14 protein-coding genes, 1 rRNA gene and 1 pseudogene are annotated in these 17,790 nt (G+C 69.9%); 8 read left to right on the top strand and 8 right to left on the bottom strand.

Annotation, left to right across the window (positions count from 1 at the left end; genetic code table 11):
- The first annotated feature begins 137 nt into the window (after positions 1-137).
- Positions 138-254 (top strand): 5S ribosomal RNA (gene rrf, locus IL992_RS14005).
- Positions 255-956: 702 nt separating this feature from the next.
- Here rrf and IL992_RS14000 read toward each other — a convergent pair.
- Positions 957-3,368 (bottom strand): ABC transporter permease, encoded by a 2,412-nt coding sequence (locus tag IL992_RS14000; RefSeq protein WP_193203771.1) that lies wholly within the window; start codon positions 3,366-3,368, stop codon positions 957-959.
- Complete coding sequence (locus tag IL992_RS13995) at positions 3,368-4,069, bottom strand: ABC transporter ATP-binding protein (protein ID WP_193203770.1); 702 nt, start codon at positions 4,067-4,069, stop codon at positions 3,368-3,370. Before IL992_RS13995 ends, IL992_RS14000 begins: the two co-directional genes overlap by 1 nt.
- A gap of 206 nt (positions 4,070-4,275) precedes the next feature.
- On the opposite strand from IL992_RS13995, the pseudogene IL992_RS49250 reads away from it, so the two are divergent.
- The 3 genes and pseudogenes from IL992_RS49250 to IL992_RS13980 form a co-directional block, all read left to right on the top strand.
- Positions 4,276-4,419 (top strand): annotated as a pseudogene (locus IL992_RS49250) (response regulator transcription factor); the annotation flags it as partial.
- 139 nt (positions 4,420-4,558) lie between these two features.
- Complete coding sequence (locus tag IL992_RS13985) at positions 4,559-5,698, top strand: sensor histidine kinase (protein ID WP_193203768.1); 1,140 nt, start codon at positions 4,559-4,561, stop codon at positions 5,696-5,698.
- A 31-nt stretch (positions 5,699-5,729) separates the two neighbouring features.
- Complete coding sequence (locus IL992_RS13980) at positions 5,730-6,380, top strand: formylglycine-generating enzyme family protein (protein ID WP_193203801.1); 651 nt, start codon at positions 5,730-5,732, stop codon at positions 6,378-6,380.
- 39 nt (positions 6,381-6,419) lie between these two features.
- Here the strand turns inward: IL992_RS13980 and IL992_RS13975 are convergent, their stop codons facing one another.
- A complete protein-coding gene (locus IL992_RS13975; RefSeq protein ID WP_193203767.1) occupies positions 6,420-6,893 on the bottom strand; it encodes an Lrp/AsnC family transcriptional regulator in 474 nt (157 codons plus the stop codon).
- Between the two features lie 161 nt (positions 6,894-7,054).
- Here IL992_RS13975 and IL992_RS13970 point away from each other — a divergent pair, with 161 nt between their 5' ends.
- Entirely contained in the window at positions 7,055-7,915 is an 861-nt protein-coding gene (locus IL992_RS13970; RefSeq protein WP_319018531.1) for a phenylalanine 4-monooxygenase, read from the top strand.
- 18 nt (positions 7,916-7,933) lie between these two features.
- Here the strand turns inward: IL992_RS13970 and IL992_RS13965 are convergent, their stop codons facing one another.
- From IL992_RS13965 to IL992_RS13945, 5 genes are all read right to left on the bottom strand, one after another.
- Positions 7,934-9,403 (bottom strand): phosphodiester glycosidase family protein, encoded by a 1,470-nt coding sequence (locus IL992_RS13965; RefSeq protein ID WP_193203765.1) that lies wholly within the window; start codon positions 9,401-9,403, stop codon positions 7,934-7,936.
- 133 nt (positions 9,404-9,536) lie between these two features.
- The gene (locus IL992_RS13960; protein WP_193203764.1) at positions 9,537-9,740 is read right to left on the bottom strand and encodes a hypothetical protein; all 204 of its coding nucleotides are present in this window, start codon (positions 9,738-9,740) and stop codon (positions 9,537-9,539) included.
- Positions 9,741-9,836: 96 nt separating this feature from the next.
- Positions 9,837-10,910 carry a DmpA family aminopeptidase gene (locus tag IL992_RS13955; RefSeq protein ID WP_193203763.1) on the bottom strand — a complete coding sequence of 358 codons (1,074 nt, stop codon included), beginning with the start codon at positions 10,908-10,910 and terminating at the stop codon, positions 9,837-9,839.
- Between the two features lie 17 nt (positions 10,911-10,927).
- Entirely contained in the window at positions 10,928-12,538 is a 1,611-nt protein-coding gene (locus IL992_RS13950; RefSeq protein WP_193203762.1) for a PucR family transcriptional regulator, read from the bottom strand.
- Positions 12,539-12,613: 75 nt separating this feature from the next.
- Positions 12,614-13,324 (bottom strand): TetR/AcrR family transcriptional regulator C-terminal domain-containing protein, encoded by a 711-nt coding sequence (locus tag IL992_RS13945; protein ID WP_193203761.1) that lies wholly within the window; start codon positions 13,322-13,324, stop codon positions 12,614-12,616.
- A gap of 83 nt (positions 13,325-13,407) precedes the next feature.
- On the opposite strand from IL992_RS13945, the gene IL992_RS13940 reads away from it, so the two are divergent.
- The 3 genes from IL992_RS13940 (at position 13,408) to IL992_RS13930 (ending at position 17,722) form a co-directional block, all read left to right on the top strand.
- Complete coding sequence (locus IL992_RS13940; protein ID WP_193203760.1) at positions 13,408-14,877, top strand: MFS transporter; 1,470 nt, start codon at positions 13,408-13,410, stop codon at positions 14,875-14,877.
- Positions 14,878-14,946: 69 nt separating this feature from the next.
- Positions 14,947-16,242 (top strand): aspartate aminotransferase family protein, encoded by a 1,296-nt coding sequence (locus IL992_RS13935; protein WP_193203759.1) that lies wholly within the window; start codon positions 14,947-14,949, stop codon positions 16,240-16,242.
- On the top strand, positions 16,229-17,722 hold the full coding sequence (locus IL992_RS13930) for a CoA-acylating methylmalonate-semialdehyde dehydrogenase (protein WP_193203758.1): 1,494 nt from the start codon (positions 16,229-16,231) through the stop codon (positions 17,720-17,722). The genes IL992_RS13935 and IL992_RS13930 overlap by 14 nt, the downstream gene beginning before the upstream one ends.
- Positions 17,723-17,790 lie beyond the last annotated feature (68 nt).

Raw genomic sequence — 17,790 nt, 5'->3', positions numbered from 1 at the left:
GCCGGAAGTGGAAGCGCAGTAATGTGTGGAGCTGACCGGTACTAATAGGCCGAGGACTTGACCATGATGTGCTCGCGTTCACTATGTGATCTCAGAGACAGCAACCGCTTGTGAGTTGGTTGTGTGTTTCGTGGGGTTACGGCGGTCATAGCGGTAGGGAAACACCCGGTTACATTCCGAACCCGGAAGTTAAGCCTGCCAGCGCCGATGGTACTGCACCGGGGACGGTGTGGGAGAGTAGGACACCGCCGGACAATCTTTTGAGAAGGGCCATCCTTGTTGGGGTGGCCCTTCCGCATTTCCCGGGAGGGTTTTCCCGCTCGGGGGGTTTCCCTTTTCGGGGTTTTCCCTGGGGGTTGTGTGTTGCCCCGGCCGGGTGTGGCCGGGGTTTTCGCATGTTCAGGGGCCGACGCCACAGGGGTGCGTGGACCCCGGGAGTGCGTGAATCCGAGAAGCGCGTGGACGGGCGGCGGGGTGCGTTCCGGGGCGTGGTGAGGGTGTCCGCGGGGAGTGGTGACGGCGTTCCCGGGGTGCGACTGCACGCCACGCGGGGACTGGCGGAGGCCGGCGCCATAGCTGCTGACGGGGGGCGGGGGGCCGCCCAGGGGTGGGGCGGGAGCTGGCACAGGGGAGGAGCGGAGCGGGCGGGAGGGAGGACCGCAGCGAAGGCCCAGCGGAGCGGGCTTCGCGAGGACCGGACCTTCCGGCCGGCGCAGTGACGTCCCAACCCAAACCACGTCCCAACCCAAACCACGTCCCACCCCAAACCACGTCCCACCCCAAACCACGTCCCACCCCAAACCACGTCCCACCCCAAACCACGTCCCACCCGGAGCGACGTCCCACCCGGAGCGACGTCCCAACCCAGATGACGTCCCACCCACCAGACCCCACTTCACTCATGCGGTCATCAGGCAGGCCAGCGAGGGTGGCCAACGCTGATCGCCCTGAAGGTGTCAGTCGAGGGATAGCCCTGCGGCCGGAGTCACCCGGGCGGCCCGGCGTGCCGGGAGAACAGAGGCGAGGAGTCCGGCCAGGGCGGCGATGAGGACAACGACGCCGAGCGATAGCCAGGGGACTTGCATGGTGGCGTCGCTGAGAGCCCGCGTCACGATCGTCTCGTATCCGACCCAGGCGAACCCGACGCCGATCAGGGTGCCGAGCAGGGTGGCCACCACCGATAGCAGCATTGCCTCGGTCGCCAGCATCCGCCGCAGCTGCCTGCGGGTGAGCCCGAGCGCGCGCAGCATCGCGTGTTCGCGGGCGCGTTCGAGTACGGAGAGCCCCAGGGTGTTCGCGATCCCGATCAGGGCGATCACGACGGCGATGCCGAGCAGGCCGAGCGCTGACCAGGTGTAGATGCCTAGCTGTTGGTCCAGCGACTCCCAGATCCGCAACCCGTTCTCGATCGTCGCGCCAACCGGATCCGCCAGCTCGTCCAGGTCACTGCCGAGTCGAGCCAGGTCGGCGCCGGAGGAGGCGCGGATCCAGATGGCATGCGGCTCGGGGGCGTCGGTGAGTGTCGCCAGCGTCTCGGGCGCGACCACGCCCGCCGGGCCCCAGCCGGTGCCGACGGCGACCTGCAACTGGGCTCGCCGGTCGCCGACGCGCACCACGACCAGGTCACCGGGCCGGAGACTCAGGTTCTTGCCGAAGGCCTCCGAATCGATCCTGATCTTCCCCGGCTCCACCCGGGCGAACGCCCCGCCGTCGCGGGCCACTTGCGCCCCGGCCGGCGTGGTGAGGACCGGGATCGGTTCGTCGAGCCCGGCCACACGGGCCACGGCGCCGTCTACCGGAATGGCCTGCTCCACACCGAAAGTGCGGCGTACCCGGTTGAGGAGATCAGTGGTGACAGGCCCCTCGGGCGAGGTGAGCGCGACGTCGATGGGGTGGTCCCTACCGATCTGCTCATTCAACGACGAACGCCACGTGGCCATCCCCGTGAGTACGGCGGTCGTCAGGGTGACGCCGACCAGCAGGGAGGCAGTGGTGGTGGCGGTCCGCCGCGGATTGCGCACAGCGTTCTTGGTCGCCAGCCGCCCGGCGGGGCCGAGCAGCGCACCGGTGATCCCAACCAGGCGGGGGACGAGCACCGGCCCGAAGAGGAGTACGCCGGCGAACACAGATCCTCCGCCTGCCACCATGAGCGCCGTACCGTCCTGGACCATCGCCACCCCGAGCAGGGCCAGCCCGGTGATCAGAAGGATCGCAGCGACTGCCAGCCGCATCAGGCCGGTGGCCGTGTGTACGTCGACCGCGGCATCCGGGCGCAGCGCCGCCAGCGGGCTCACCCGGACCACGCGCCGGGTCGGCAACCAGGACGCGACCATGGTGACCACCAGGCCGACGGCGAACCCCCCGAGCAGCCAGGGCGTGGGCAACTCGGCGGCGCCCATCGGGACGGTGGGCGTGAGGGCGTTGATCAGGACGATCAGCCCGTAGCCGAGACCGATACCGATCAGAGTCCCGGTCAGCGACGCGAGCACCCCGACGACGGCTGCTTCGCGGCGTACCGAACGCACGACCTGCCGCCGGGTCGCGCCGATGCAGCGCAGCAGTGCGAAGTCGCGGATTCGTTGCGCGAACAGGATCGAGAACGTGTTCGCGATGACCAGGACCGAGACGAAGAGCGCGATGCCGGCGAACAACAGCAGCATCACCGACAAGCTGTCCACCCTGTTCTGGACATAGGTCAGCCGCTCCGCGGCGAACCCCTCCGGCGACTGCGCCTTCGCGCCTTGCGGGAGCTGACCTACCTCCCCGCGCACCGCCACCGCGTTCAGACGGAGTTGGTCGCGCCACTGCAGCAACTGCGGCCAGGTGACGTACATCGCGGCCTGGGCCGGGGGCGAGGGCGACTCCACGAGACCGACCACTCGTACGTCACGCGCGGCGGCGCCCTCGCCGATCCGAACCCGGTCGCCGACCTCGACATTCTCGGCCAGGGCGAAGTACACGTCCGCCACCGCCTCGCCCATGCCTGCCGGGAAGCGACCCGAGCTGAGCTTCTGCCAGCGCCACTCCTCTAAGGTGGAGATCGGCCCCACGGTCGTTTCCGAGAGCCGTCGGCCGTTCGCGCGCGCCGGCAGCTTTGCCCGACCGGTCGCGGCCGCGTTCTCACCGTGTCGCTCGGTGTATGCGATCGCGGCCTTCGGGTTCAGCTCGGACGATGGCCACCCCGCCGCCGAGACCACGTGGTCGGCGTTGCGGTACGGCGCCCCCAGGCCGTCCATGAGTCCGCTGTGTGCCCCGGACGTGAGCACGCCGACCACGACGACGAAGGCGACCGCGACGGCGACCGCGATCGCCGCTGCGACGTACCTGCGGATGTGGGTGCGCAGCGACGCGAGGAAGACGGTACGCATCAGACGATCCGCCCGTCCTGCATGGTGACCACGTAGTCGGCGTACGCCGCCGCGTCCCGCTCGTGCGTGACCATCACGACGGTCTGGCCGAGCTCTTGCGCCGACCGGCGCAGGTGATCCAGCACCTCCGCCGACGTGGTGCTGTCCAGGTTTCCGGTGGGCTCGTCGGCGAACAGCAGGTCCGGCTGGGTGATCAGGGCCCGGGCGATCGCGACCCGCTGCTGCTGACCGCCGGACAGCTCCGCGGGCCGATGGCCGAGCCTGTCGGCCACGCCGAGGACATTGGCGAGCGTGCGCGCGCGCTCCCGTGCCGCGTCGTCGATCCGGCGACCGCTCAGCTCCAGCGGGAGCACGATGTTCTCGCCCGCGGTGAGCATCGGCAGCAGGTTGAACGACTGGAACACGAAGCCGATGTGCTCGCGGCGGAAGATCGTGAGCGCGTCGTCATCGAGTGATCCGAGGTCGGTGCCGGCCACGGTGACGGTGCCGCCGCTGGGTTGGTCGAGTCCGGCCAGGCAGTGCATCAGCGTGGACTTGCCGGACCCGCTCGGGCCCATGATCGCGGTGAACCTGCCACGTGGGAGGTCGACGTCGATGCCCCGGAGGGCATGCACCTGGGCGTCGCCTTGACCGTAGGTCTTGGTGAGATTCCGCGCGCTGGCGGCCACGGTCTCCGGAGTGGCTTGCCGGGTGGTCGTCATGGCGTGATCGATTGCCGGAAGTCGCCGGGTCTGGCCTGGGACATGCCGAGAGTCGGTCACTACTGCGGATGTTCCGTCGGGCACGGGGCTGCCGCTCGTGCTGGTTCGCTGTAGGTCATGCCTGCAGTCAAGGCAGCCTGGTGTTGTCAGCACGTATGCGGTTTTCGATATGCCGACGATATGCTCCGGCTCGTAGCCTCGAGAGCGTGCGTGTGTTGATCGTCGAGGACGAGTCCTACCTGGCAGAGGCCATCCGCGATGGCCTACCCCTGAAAGCGATCGCCGCCGACATCGCGGGCGACGGTCACACCGCTCTGGAACTGCTGAACGTCAACGCCTACGACATCGCCGCCCCCTTCACCAACGCCGTCCGCATCACCGTCTCCGCCCTGCGGAAACGACTCGGTGAACCATGGCTCATCGCCACGGTACCCGGCGCCGGCTACCGCATCGGCGTAGGACCTGGCGCCGGACGTGCGGGAGGAGACGGTGGATAGGACGCCTGGGTTGAGCGTTCGCCTCAAACTCACCCTCAGCTACGCCGGATTCCTCATGCTCGCGGGCGCGTTGCTGCTCGCCGCCGTGTGGGTGTTCCTCCTGCGGTACGTGCCCGACGGCTGGCCCGCCCTTCTCTACGTGGCGCCCAACCGCATCCTCCTCCTGGGGGCCTTCGCCCCTGCGGCGGCCGCGGTGATGGCGTTCCTGCTGGTGTTCGGCCTGCTGGGAGGATGGATTCTCGCCGGACGCATGCTCGCCCCCCTGACCCGCATCACCGACGCCACGCGCATGGCCGCGAACGGATCGCTTTCCCACCGGATCCGGTTGCCTGGCCGCGCGGACGAGTTCCGCGAACTCGCCGACGCCTTCGACGCCATGCTCGCACGGCTCGAAGCACACGTCGCCGAACAGCGCAGATTCGCGGCCAACGCCTCGCACGAACTGCGCACCCCGCTGGCGATCTCGCAGTCACTTCTCGACGTGGCACGCAAGGACCCGGCACACGACCACGGCGAACTCGTCGACCGCCTTCACGCTGTCAACGCTCGGGCGATCGACCTCACCGAGGCGCTACTCGTGCTCAGCCGCGCTGACCAGAGATCCTTCACCCGCGAACCTGTCGACCTGTCCCTACTTGCGGAAGAGGCCGTCGAAACACTGCTCCCGCTCGCCGAGAAACGCGGTGTCACCATCGAGACCTCCGGTGACATCACCCCGGCTATCGGGTCGCAAGCGCTCCTGCTGCAGATGACGACGAACCTGGTGCACAACGCGATCGTGCACAATCTGCCCGAACAGGGCACCGTGTGGGTCGAGACCGGCGTCCGCCCCGAGGCCGTGGTGCTCACCGTCGAAAACAGCGGCGAGAAGCTGTCTCCACAGTTGGTCTCGACGCTCACCGAACCGTTCCAGCGCGGCACCGGAAGAATACGCAACGACCACGCGGGCGTCGGCCTCGGCCTGGCAATCGTCAAGAGCATCACCCAAGTGCACGACGGATCACTCACCATCGTCCCGCGCTCTGCGGGCGGGCTCCGTATCGTCGTTCAACTGCCCATCCCATGGGGGCGAACCGGTACACGAATTGACAGTGATCAGCAGCGAGGGATAGGACCCGAAGGTGAGCCGTGAATCGACGCCGCCCGAGGTGACCGCTGAGCGGATGATCCGGATCCCCGCAGGGAGGATTCTCCTCCGGGACGAGGGGACGCGGAGGAACTGGGTGACCGAGGTCGGGGATTTCCTGCTTGCGCCGTATCCCGTGACCGCTGAGTTGTACCGATCCTTCACTGGTGAGACCCCGTCCAACTCGGTGGGACCGTCGACGCCGGTGACCGAGGTCTCCTGGAACGACGCCGTCCGGTTCTGCAATCTCCTCTCCGAGGCGGCGGGGCTGACTCCTTGCTACTCGACCGGAGGCGACGTCAACGCACAGGACGTGGTCTGCGACTGGGATGCCGACGGATATCGGCTGCCGTCCGAGGCGGAGTGGGAGTACGCCTGCCGGGCCGGGACGACCGACGTGCGGTACGGGGCACTCGACGACATCGCCTGGTATCGGGAGAACTCCGGCGGGCGAGTGCACGACGTGGGGACCAGGGCACCGAACGCGTGGGGCCTGTACGACATGATCGGGAACGTCTGGGAATGGTGCTGGGACGTCTACGACGCCACGGTGTACGGCCCCTACCGGGTGTTCCGCGGCGGAGGAGCGCATGACCTGCCCAGGGGATGCCGGGCGTCGTGCCGCCGCAAAAGCCACCCGACGTTCCGCATCGACGACCTCGGCTTCCGCCTCGCCCGGTCTGTCTGAGCCGGGTCCACCTGAGCCGGGTCCGCTTCGGCGCGGTCGTTATGGCGTGGGCGGCGTGACCGCGGCCTGCAGCAAAGGTTCGATGCGGAAGGGGATCTGGGTCGACAGGGCGATAGTCGTGTCGGTGCGCTGGATGGCGGGCGAGGCGAGGATCCGGGCGATGATCTCCTGGAGGTGCGGGGTGCTGCGGGCGACCACGCGGCACAGCAGGTCGGCCTGGCCGCTGGTGCCGTACACCTCGAGGATCTCCGGGACGCCGGCCAGCCACTGCACGGCCTCGGTCAGCCGGCCCTGGGCGATCTGCAGGGACGCGAAGGCGAGGATAGGGTAGCCGATCTGCTCCGTCGTGACCGTCGGACCGAAGTCGCTGATGACGCCGCGCGCGGTGAGCTTGTCCAGTCGTGCCTGCACGGTGCCGCGGGCAACGCCGAGCAGGCGGGCCAGTTCGGTGAGCCCGATCCGGGGGTTGGCCCGCATGGTGGTCAGCAGGCGGCTGTCGAGCGCGTCGAGCATGCGCCGAGGGTACGCCCCGACTGAGCGAATCGACCAGTGCAACCAACCAGAATCACGCCGATTTGAGCGTTTCGCACACCTTAACTAGTCACTCTTGCCAGCCAAACGGTTACTTGCTGTCATATGGGAGTATGTTCGAAGAAGCGCAGTATTTCGCTCCGGTGGCGACGAAGGATGACGGGTCCGTCGTCGTCGAGTTGGCCACGAGCCACCCCGGCTTCGCGGACGCCGTCTACCGTCAGCGGCGCAACGCGATCGCGGCACTGGCGCTCGGTCACACCCCCGGTGATCCCATCCCGACGGCCGAGTACACCGACGAGGAGCACCACGTGTGGGCGCTCGTCACCAAGGAGCTGGCGGTCAAGCATCAGAAGTACGCGGTGCGCGAGTTCCTCGACGCGACCGAGCGGCTCGGCCTGCCCGAGGACCGCATCCCGCAACTCCAGGAGGTCGGCGACCTTCTGGAGCCGCTGACCGGGTTCCGCTACCTGCCGGCGGCCGGGCTGGTCCCGCTCCGTGAGTTCTACGGCGTCCTGGCGGACGGCCTGTTCCACTCCACCCAGTACATCCGGCACCATTCCGTGCCCTTCTACACCCCTGAGCCGGACGTCATCCACGAGGTGATCGGGCACGCGAACACCCTGGCCTCGCCCCGCTTCGCCGCGCTGTACCGGGCCGCGGGCCGGGCGGCACGCCGGGTGGAGACCGACGAGGCGCTGGAGTTCGTGTCCAAGGTGTTCTGGTTCACCCTGGAGTTCGGCGTCATGCGAGAGGACGGCGAACTCAGGGCGTACGGCGCGGGGATCCTCAGCTCGTACGGCGAGATCGAGGAGTTCCGCGGGATGGACATCCGCCCGCTCGACATCGCCGCGATGGGGACCACCCACTACGACATCACGAAGTACCAGGAGGTGCTCTTCGAGGCGGCCTCGTTCGACCACCTCGAAGACACGGTCGGGACGTTCTGGGACACCTGCGACGACGAGACGATCGCCCGTCACCTCGCGGCGTCTTCGGCGTGAGCCGGCGCGTGAGTAGGCTCAGCGCGCGCCCACGATCAACAGGGCGTCGCCGACTCCCCGCTCGACGCCGTCGGACGGACGGTTGACGACCTTCTTGCCGATGACCATGGTGGTCGACCCGCCGCCGTCCAGGTTGATCGCGTCGCGCGCGCCGAGCCAGCGCATGAGCTCGGCCGCCTCGAAGAACGACGCGCCGATCGTGCTGCCCGGCGCGCGGCCGTCGACGACCGCGATGACGAGCTTGCCGTTGCGGGTGACGCCGGCGAGCGTGCGCGGGTGGCGCCGCAGGATCATGTTGGTGTTGGCCATGCCGTCCCGCGACGCGGTGATCGAGGTCCTGCCGTTGCGGACCAGGCCGATCGCGCCGCCGATGATGTTGGTCTCCGGGGTCAGCGGGATGGCCTTGTTCGTCCGCAGGTCGGTGACCTGGGTCGTGACCGTGACGGTCGTGCCCTCGCCCGCGTGCTGCCACAGCCAGTCGGCGGCGGCTCCGACGCCGTGCAGGACGCGCGTCCCGGGGGACACGGGACCGCCGGAGCCGCGGACGGCCGTCACTCTGCCGGAGGCGTCGAGGACCACCTCGGCCCCGTCGTCCTGCGGCGTGTCCCGCCCGAGTTCCTCGGTGTACATGACCAGCTCGTCCTGCTTCGGCACCCGGTTGAGGCCGGTCACCTCGGCCGTGGTCCCGTCGGCCGCACGGGCGACGACCGAGGACGACAGCTCGGTGACGCGGGCCGTACGGCCCCGCAGGACCAGGCCCACGCGGCCGGCTACGGCCTCGCTGAGCAGCTTGCCGCCGACGACGGAGATGCCGGTGGGGTCGCCGCGGAAGGCGGGCAGCGTGTGGATGTCGAAGAAGCCGCCGTTCACGGCGGCGAGCGCCGTGGCGGCGGAGGCCATGGCCGAGACCTTCTCCCGCTTGGCGACGCTCGTGCCCAGCGAGGCCTGGTAGGAGCCGCGGAACGTACGCGGGTCGACGACGATGACCCGCACGTCCCAGGGGCCGGTGGTGACGAAGCCGTCGTCGCCCTGGAAGTCGACCTTCGCGCTCACCCCGGCGTCCTTGAGCTGCTTGACGACCTCGGCGGCCTCGGCCTTCCGGTCGAGCGGCCAGCTGCCCACCCGGACCATGAAGTAGTCGCCGGCGGGGTGATCCGCGACGGCCGGTCGGGTGAACTTCACGATGACGGGCTCGAGACCGGCCATCTGTACGGCCGTCGCCTGGGCCTGCGCGTTGGCCTCGGACATGAAGTCCTTGCCCTTGACGACGACGCTGACCGTGTACCCGTCCTGCGGCGTGCCGTGGCGAAGGGTGAAGTAGCTGACTCCGGGGGCCAGGCTCTTGGCCGCCGACTTCGGGATCCCGGGCTCGCCGAGGGGGAAGTTCGTCGTCGGCAGTCCGGCGACGGGCTCGGCGGCGGCCGGTGCCGAAGGGACGGTCGTCGTCAGGGCCAGTACGGCGGCCCCGACGACCAGGCGGCGTCTCATGCGATTACTCCCCACTCGTGATCCTTGCGGGACCATCGTGGCGACAATCACGTAGGGAGACGACTGAAACGCGCCAAAGAGCATGAAATTCCCCAACGATGAATCGGGCGTTTGGGGCATAAGCGCATAAATGTCAGGGAGTGCCGGCGTCGATCTCCCGAGCCCGCTGGACGAACTCCTGCGCGGACCGGGCCTCGATGTGGACGAGGAGTCCGTCACCCCGCCGGGACATGCCCCAGTAGTGCGTGGTGGCCTGGCCCCACCAGATGGTCCATTTGGGGAAACGTGCGGACAGGGCCCGTACCACGACGGTCGGGCTGATTTGGGGTTCGCTCATCGTGGGCACGTTTCGAGGTAAGCACGATTCACCCCGTGAGCGCGAGTATACGAAAAGTAGTCACGTGCGATAGGACTTACACCCGGGACGACATACCTACTTTCCGGGTGTCAGCATCTCCGCAAGGAGCCGCCCATTGAGCCCTGTAACGGTCAAATCGTCTGCTCCAGTCATCGTCTCGGCCGCGACGAGCGCGTTGACGACGGCCTCCTCGGTCGCCTCGATGACCGCGTAGAAGAGCGGATCGAGGTACTCGTCGGCCAGCACCGTGACCTGGAACGTGCGTGGAGGGGCCGCGTCGAGGGCGTTCGCCGGCAGGTTCCGGTTGCCGGTGGAGAAGCACAGGAAGCCGTCGCCGCTGGAGTTCTCCCCGGCGCCTCCCGTGCGCGCCACGCCGAGTCCGGCGCGCTGCGCCACCCTGCGGCACTGGTGCGGCAGCAGGGGAGCATCGGTGGCGACGATTCCGATGATCGACCCGGCCTCCTCGTCGGGCAGCGCCGAGGCCGGGAGGGTCCTGCCCACGTTGACGCCGTTGACCGTCAGCCGCTCCCGCCGTCCGTGGTTGGCCTGGACGAGCACGCCCACCGTGTAACCGTCCACCAGCCGGGAGGCAGTGCCGATCCCGCCCTTGAAGCCGTGGCAGATCATCCCGGTGCCGCCGCCGACCGCGCCCTCCGCGACCGGCCCGCCCGCGGCCTTCTCGTACGCCTCCCGGACGTGGGCGGCCTTCACGTGCCTGCCGTCGATGTCGTTGAGCATGCCGTCCCAGGTCTCGCCGACGACGGGCAGCGACCACGCCCGCCCGCCCTTGCCGAGCGCGCCGACCTCGATCTCGACGAGCGCGTCGCGGACCACGCCCACCGAGCCGGTGTTGGTCAGCCCGATCGGCGAGGCGAGCAGCCCGAAGTCCTGGAGGAACGCCATCCCGGTGATCTCGCCGTTGCCGTTGAGCCAGTGCAGCCCGGCGTAGAGGGGCTCGTCGAAGGCCGAGCCCTCGTGCGGGACGAGCACGGTGACGCCGGTGCGCACCGGGCCCTCGCCGACCACGCGCGGGCCGCTCCCGCTGATCAGCGTGGTGTGCCCGACCCGCACCCTCGGAACGTCGGTGATGGCGTTGTGCTCGCCGGGCGTTCCGGTGCCGATGACGATGCCGAAATCCCGTGCTCTCAACGACAGCCCCTTCTCGATCAGGTGGACTCGCGGCGGAAGGTCTCCAGGGCCAGCAGCGCGACGTGCAGCGACAGGCACGACTCGACGTCGTCGAGGTCGGTGTCGAGGACCCGCTCCAGCCGCCGCAGGCGGTCGTAGAACGCGGGCCGGGACAGGTGGGCCTTCTGCGCGGCCACCGCCTTGTTGCGTCCCGCGTCGAGGTAGATGCGCAGGATCCTGGTCAGGTCGCCGTGCCGCTGGGCGTCGTAGGCCAGCAGGGGCCCCAGTTCGCGCTCGGCGAAGGTCTGCAGCCGGGCGTCGTCGCGCAGCAGGTGCAGCAGGCCGCGCAGCCGCAGGTCGGGCAGGCGGTAGAACGGCCGCCCGTCGGGCTGGCGCACCGCGACTTCCGCCACCTGCTCGGCCTCCAGGAAGCTGCGCCGTACGTCCTTGATCGACTCGACGACCGAGCCGGCCGCCAGCACGAACGGCGTGGCGAAGTTCGCCCGCAGGCGCTCGGCCAGCGCGCCGAGCGCGGTCTCGGCGGCCATGCGGGGCGGCAGCGGCAGCAGCACTCCGACGCGGCTCTGGTCCAGTGCCCCGACCAGGGCGGGCAGCTTGGCCTCGCGGCAGGCCGCGGCGCCGGCCTCGGCGAGCTCGCCCAGCCTGGCCTGCTCGCCCAGCGCGGTGCCGACGGACGCGGTCAGCCGGATGACGGCGCTGACGAGCCTGCGGCCGGTGAGCGGGACGCCGACGGCGCGGGCGCGGGCGGCGGCCTCGTCGGGGTCCGCGTACGCGTGGGTGAGGATGCCGGTCAGTATGGTCCCGTGTGCCTGCCGCTCCAGGGACTCCTGGTGCCGCTCGAGCAGGCGGCTCAGCGCGAGCGTGGTCGCCGCGCGTTCGGCGAGCACGATGTCGCGGGGGCTGGGCGGGCCGTCGCACAGCAGGATGAGCCGTCCCCAGTCCTGGCCGCGGGCGCCGACCATGGTCACCAGCCACCCGGCGGCGGCGTCGTAGGCGGTCCGCTCGGCCGGCATGACCGCGCGCGACCTGGTCTCCCAGTTGGCCAGCACGCTCCCGGTGTCGCCCCCGGCGGCGTCGCACGCCAGGACCTGGTGGGCCAGGTTCTCCAGCAGCACCGGGCGGCCGGAGAAGCGGGTGACCTGGTTGAGCACCTCAGCCGGGGACGCGCCCTCGACCGACAGCTCGGTGAACACCTCGTGCAGCTGCTCGGAGGCCCGCAGCTCCTGGAGCTGGATGTCGATGATCCGCGCGTGGACCGACTCGGTGATCTGCACGAAGGGCGTCTCGCGGGCCAGCGTGATCAGGGGCAGCCCGTGCTCCTCCGCGGCCTTGACCACCGCCCTCGGCAGCTCGCGGACGAACCGGCGGCCCAGCTCCACGATCAGGCCCGAGGCGCCGACGGCGGCCAGCTCGCAGATGTAGTCGGCCAGCTTGTCGGGCTCGTTCGGCAGCGCCACCCCGGTCGTGAGGACCAGCTCGCCGCCGCGTAACAGGTGGGCGATGTCGTGGACCTCGCCCACGTGAACCCACCGGACCCGGGTGTCCAGCCGGTCGCCGCCCGCCACCACCCGGGGGCTGCCACGCCGGACGGTGTCCAGCGCGAGCACGTCGGCGACCGTGGGGAGCATGCTCAGAGGCTACCTGATCATTATGTAAGGATGACCCCCCAGTAGCTGACAGTATGCGGGGTGTGAAACGGACATTCAGTGTAGGCGCGTGCCGAGACCGTCGAGGAGTGCCGCCAGCCCGAAGTCGAAGGCGAGTCGCCGGGCCACGAGGGGGTCGTAGTCCAGGCCCGCGTAGGACCGGTAGCGCTCCAGCAGGTTGGGCCGGTCGGCCGCCAGTTTCATCACGACCGGGTCCACGGCGGCCTGCAGCTCCGTCATGGTCTTGCCCGTCGCCGCCAGCGAGCTGAGAAAGGCGACCTCGGGAATCGTGGCTCCCAGCGTGTACGACACCACGGCCGTCATGGCGTAGTCCACGTCGATGCCCTCGAACCCCGCGCGGACGAAGGCGCCCATCAGCCGGTCGGACGCGGTGAGCGCGTTCGGCCCGAGCGCGGGAACCACGCCGATGAGGCTCGCGCTCCACGGGTGGTCGAAGACCGCCTGGCGCATGGCGTAGGCGAAGACGCTCGCCGCCTCCCGCCAGTCGGCCGCCTCGGGCAGCACGACGGTCGCGTAGACCTCGTCCATCACGAGCTCGATGAGCTCGTCCTTGTTGGCGACGTGCCAGTAGAGGCTGGTCGCCCCCGCGCCGAGCCGTGCGCCGAGCTTGCGCATGCTGAGCGCGTCGAGGCCCTCGGCGTCGAGCAGCTCCACGGCTGCCCGGACGATCTGGTCGCGGCTGAGGCCCTGCTCGCGCCCTCCCTTGCGCTCGCGGGTCCAGACCGAGGAGAACGGCTTCGCTGACACGGCCTCACAATATTCGCTCGCACAGTGTTCGACTGCGTCGTACAGTGTCCGAGTCTACTCGCACACTGTTCGAGGTGAGCTTCATGTCCCATCCCCGACGCTGGTGGATCCTCGGCGTCCTCTGTCTGAGCCTGCTGACCCTGGTCGTGGACAACACCGTCCTCAACCTGGCGATCCCGTCGCTGATGCGCGACCTCGGCGCGACGCCGTCGGACGTGCAGTGGATCATCGACGCGTACGTCCTGGTGTTCGCGGGCCTGCTCCTCACCGCGGGCAGTCTGTCCGACCGGTACGGCAGGCGCCGGATTCTTGTGATCGGCCTGGCGTTCTTCGGCGGGGCCTCGCTGGCGGCCACGCTCGCCACCGAGCCCTGGCAGCTCATCGCCGCACGCGCGCTGATGGGCGTCGGCGGCTGCTGCGTGATGCCGTCGACCCTGTCGATCCTGATCACCGTGTTCGACGAGAGCGAGCGGCGCAAGGCCATCGCCGCGTGGAGCTCGGTCGCCATGGTGGGTGTCATCGCCGGCCCGACGGTCGGAGGGTTCCTGCTCCAGCACTACTACTGGGGCTCGGTCTTCCTGATCAATGTGCCGATCGCGGTGCTCGCGATCGTCGCGGCCTTCGCGCTCATGCCCGAGACGTACGGCGAGACGCGGCGGGCCGACCCGCTCGGGGTGATTCTGTCCACGGCCGGAATGGGCGGGCTGGTCTGGGCCGTCATCTCGGCGCCCGGCGGGCACTTCAACCCTCTGGCCGTGGTCGTCTCGGCGGCCGCCCTGCTGGCGTTCGTGCTGTGGGAGCGCCGCACCCCCCACTCGATGCTGCCGCTCGCCCTGTTCCGGGACCGCTCGTTCAGCGGGGCGTGCTTCTCGATCGTGTTGCTGTCGTTCGGCGCGGGCGCGCTGATGCTGGCCATCACGCAGTATCTGCAGTTCGTTCTGGGCTACGACCCGCTCAAGGCCGGGTTCGCCCTGCTGCCCTATGTGGTGGCGGCGATGGTCTTCAACGGTCTGGGTGCGTCGCTGGGCAAGAAGGTGAGCAACCGGGTGCTCATCGTCTCCGGCCTGGTCGTCATGGCCGCCGGGTTCGTGCTGCTGTCCACGCTCACCGGCGGGTACGGCACGCTGATCGCCGGCCTGATGGTGATGGGGGTGGGCGGCGGCCTGGCCGGCCCCGCGGCGTACGCGACGCTGATGGGCGCGGTGCCGCCCGAGCGCGCCGGGGTCGGCTCCGCGCTGAACGACACCGTGCAGCAGGTCGGCATGGCGCTGAGCGTGGCCGTCCTCGGCAGCGTGCTCGCCGGCGCGTACACCGCGGCGATGCCGGAGTCGGCGCCGCCGGCGGCGCGCGAGTCGATCGGCGTCGCGGTGAGCCTGGGCGACCCCGCCGTGGCCGCCGCCGGGCGCGACGCGTTCGTGTCGGCGATGTCCGTCGGCTCGTGGGTGGGCGCGGCCTGCTCGCTCGCGGCGGCCCTGGTCGCGCTGCTGGTCCTGCGGCGGAAGGCCGCCGGGACGGCGCCCGCGCAGGAATCCGCGGCGCCCAGCACTGTGTAAGGGAACTTCGCGGTATCCCAGACAGGCTGACGGGTGAGGCGGTCACCCGCCAGCCGGGATACTCGGAGCATGTCGGACCTTCTCGCACGCCATCGCGCGGTCATGCCGAACTGGATGGCCCTCTACTACAACGAGCCCATCGAAATCGTCGGCGGCAAGGGGAACCGCGTCGTCGACGCGAACGGGAAGAGCTACCTGGACTTCTTCGCGGGAATCCTCACCAACATGATCGGGTACGACGTGCCCGAGGTGCGTGAGGCCGTCGAGCGCCAGCTCGCCACCGGCGTCGTCCACACCTCGACGCTGTACCTCATCCGCAGTCAGGTCGAGCTGGCCGAGAAGATCGCCCGCCTGTCGGGCATCCCGGACGCCAAGGTCTTCTTCACCAACTCCGGCACCGAGGCCAACGAGACGGCCCTGCTGCTGGCCACCTACGCCCGTGGGTCAGACCAGGTGCTCGCCATGCGGCAGAGCTACCACGGCCGGTCGTTCGGCGCGGTCAGCGTGACCTCCAACCGGTCGTGGAAGAACAACTCGCTGTCGCCGCTCAACGTGCACTTCCTGCACGGCGCCGACCGCCACCTCGCGCAGTTCCGCGGCATGTCGGACGCCGACTACATCGCGGCCTGCGTGGACGACCTGCGCCACGTGCTCGCCACGGCCGTCACCAAGGACGTCGCCGCGCTGATCGCCGAGCCGATCCAGGGCGTGGGCGGCTTCACGATGGCCCCCGACGGGCTGTTCGCCGCCTACAAGGAGGTCCTGGACGAGGAGGGCATCCTGTTCATCTCCGACGAGGTGCAGACCGGCTGGGGCCGTACGGGATCGGCGTTCTTCGGGATTCAGAACCACGGCGTGACGCCCGACATGATGACCTTCGCCAAGGGGCTCGGCAACGGCTTCGCGGTCGGCGGCATCGTGGCGCGCGGCGACCTCATGGACGGTCCGCACGCCGTGGGGCTGTCCACCTTCGGCGGCAACCCGATCTCGATGGCGGCGGCCAACGCGACGCTCGACTACGTGCTCGACCACGACTTGCAGGCCAACGCGGCGCGGACCGGGGAGATCATCCTGTCCGGCCTGCGCGAGGCCGCCGGCCGGTTGCCCGTCGTCGGCGACGTGCGGGGCCGGGGCCTGATGTTCGCCGTCGAGCTGGTCGCCCCCGCGACCGGCGAGCCCGCCCCCGCGCTGGCCGCCCGTTTCATGGAGGAGACAAAGAGGCTCGGCCTGCTCGCCGGGAAGGGCGGCCTGTACGGCAACACGCTGCGCATGGCTCCGCCGCTCACGCTCACCGAGGACGAGGCCCGCGAGGGCCTGGGCATCCTCGTCACCGCTCTGGAGGCCGTCAACGATGAAGCACGTTAACCACTGGATCGGCGGCGCCCGGACGGGTGAGGGCGGCCGTACGGCCGCCCTGTTCGACCCGGCGACCGGCGAGGTGAGCGGGCAGGTGTCGCTGGCCTCGGCCGAGGAGGTCGACGCGGCGGTGGAGGCGGCCGCGCGGGCCTTCCCCGCCTGGCGCGACGCCTCGCTCACCAAGCGCACCCAGATCCTGTTCCGGTTCCGCGAGCTGCTCGACGCGCACCGCGACGACCTGGCCGCGCTGATCACGGCCGAGCACGGCAAGGTGCACTCCGACGCGCTGGGCGAGGTGGCCCGCGGCCTGGAGGTCGTGGAGTTCGCCTGCGGGATCCCCCACCTGCTCAAGGGCGGCTACTCGGAGAACGTCTCGACCCGGGTCGACTCCTACTCGATCCGCCAGCCGCTCGGCGTGGTGGCGGGCATCACCCCGTTCAACTTCCCGGCGATGGTCCCGATGTGGATGTTCCCGGTGGCGATCGCCTGCGGGAACACGTTCGTGCTCAAGCCCTCCGAGCGCGACCCCTCCGCATCCCTGCTGCTCGCGGAGCTGTGGCAGCGGGCCGGGCTGCCGGACGGCGTGTTCAACGTGGTCCAGGGCGACAAGGCGGCGGTGGACCGGCTGCTGGAGCACCCGTCCGTTCGAGCCGTGTCGTTCGTCGGCTCCACGCCGATCGCGCGGTACGTGTACGAGACCGGCACGGCCCACGGCAAGCGGGTGCAGGCGCTCGGCGGGGCCAAGAACCACATGCTCGTGCTGCCCGACGCCGACCTCGACCTGGTCGCCGACTCGGCCGTCTCGGCGGGCTTCGGCTCGGCGGGGGAGCGGTGCATGGCGATCTCCGTGGTGCTCGCGGTCGAGCCGATCGGCGACGAGCTGGTCGAGAAGATCGTGTCGCGGGTGCGCGACCTCCAGATCGGCCCGGGCGACGACCCCGAGTCGCAGATGGGCCCGCTCGTCACCGCCGCCCACCGGGACAAGGTGGCGTCCTACCTCGACCTCGGCGTCGAGGAGGGGGCCAAGCTCGTGATCGACGGCCGGGAGACCCCGGTGCGCGGCGGCCGGGGGAACGGCTTCTGGCTCGGCCCGACCGTCCTCGACCACGTGCCGCCGAACTCCCGCGTCCACCGCGAGGAGATCTTCGGCCCGGTGCTGTCGATCGTGCGCGTCCGCTCGTACGAGGAGGGCCTGGAGCTCATCAACACCGGCGAGTACGGCAACGGCACGGCGATCTTCACCAACGACGGCGGCGCGGCCCGGCGCTTCCAGAACGAGGTCGAGGTCGGCATGGTCGGCGTCAACGTGCCGATCCCGGTGCCGATGGCGTTCTACAGCTTCGGCGGCTGGAAGGCCTCGCTGTTCGGCGACACCCACGTGCACGGCACCGAGGGGGTCCACTTCTACACCAGGGGCAAGGTGGTCACCTCGCGGTGGCTCGACCCCTCCCACGGCGGCGTGAACCTGGGCTTCCCGACCAACGCCTGACGCCGTAGGCGACGCCCCGGACCAGTAGGGCCCAGTAGGCTCGGGGCGTCGTCTTTTCTCCTGGGGGT

The sequence above is a fragment of the Microbispora sitophila genome (assembly GCF_014892245.1).
GTDB lineage: Bacteria > Actinomycetota > Actinomycetes > Streptosporangiales > Streptosporangiaceae > Microbispora > Microbispora siamensis.
The sequence above is the reverse complement of the archived record's forward strand: the minus strand, read 5'-3'. Positions and strand labels throughout refer to the sequence as shown.

Coding starts and splice junctions, on each gene's coding strand:
- IL992_RS14000 (WP_193203771.1), bottom strand. CDS start 3,368: ATGCGTACCGTCTTCCTCGCGTCGCTGCGCACCCACATCCGCAGGTAC.
- IL992_RS13995 (WP_193203770.1), bottom strand. CDS start 4,069: ATGACGACCACCCGGCAAGCCACTCCGGAGACCGTGGCCGCCAGCGCG.
- IL992_RS13980 (WP_193203801.1), top strand. CDS start 5,730: ATGATCCGGATCCCCGCAGGGAGGATTCTCCTCCGGGACGAGGGGACG.
- IL992_RS13975 (WP_193203767.1), bottom strand. CDS start 6,893: ATGCTCGACGCGCTCGACAGCCGCCTGCTGACCACCATGCGGGCCAAC.
- IL992_RS13965 (WP_193203765.1), bottom strand. CDS start 9,403: ATGAGACGCCGCCTGGTCGTCGGGGCCGCCGTACTGGCCCTGACGACG.
- IL992_RS13960 (WP_193203764.1), bottom strand. CDS start 9,740: ATGAGCGAACCCCAAATCAGCCCGACCGTCGTGGTACGGGCCCTGTCC.
- IL992_RS13950 (WP_193203762.1), bottom strand. CDS start 12,538: ATGCTCCCCACGGTCGCCGACGTGCTCGCGCTGGACACCGTCCGGCGT.
- IL992_RS13940 (WP_193203760.1), top strand. CDS start 13,408: ATGTCCCATCCCCGACGCTGGTGGATCCTCGGCGTCCTCTGTCTGAGC.
- IL992_RS13935 (WP_193203759.1), top strand. CDS start 14,947: ATGTCGGACCTTCTCGCACGCCATCGCGCGGTCATGCCGAACTGGATG.
- IL992_RS13930 (WP_193203758.1), top strand. CDS start 16,229: ATGAAGCACGTTAACCACTGGATCGGCGGCGCCCGGACGGGTGAGGGC.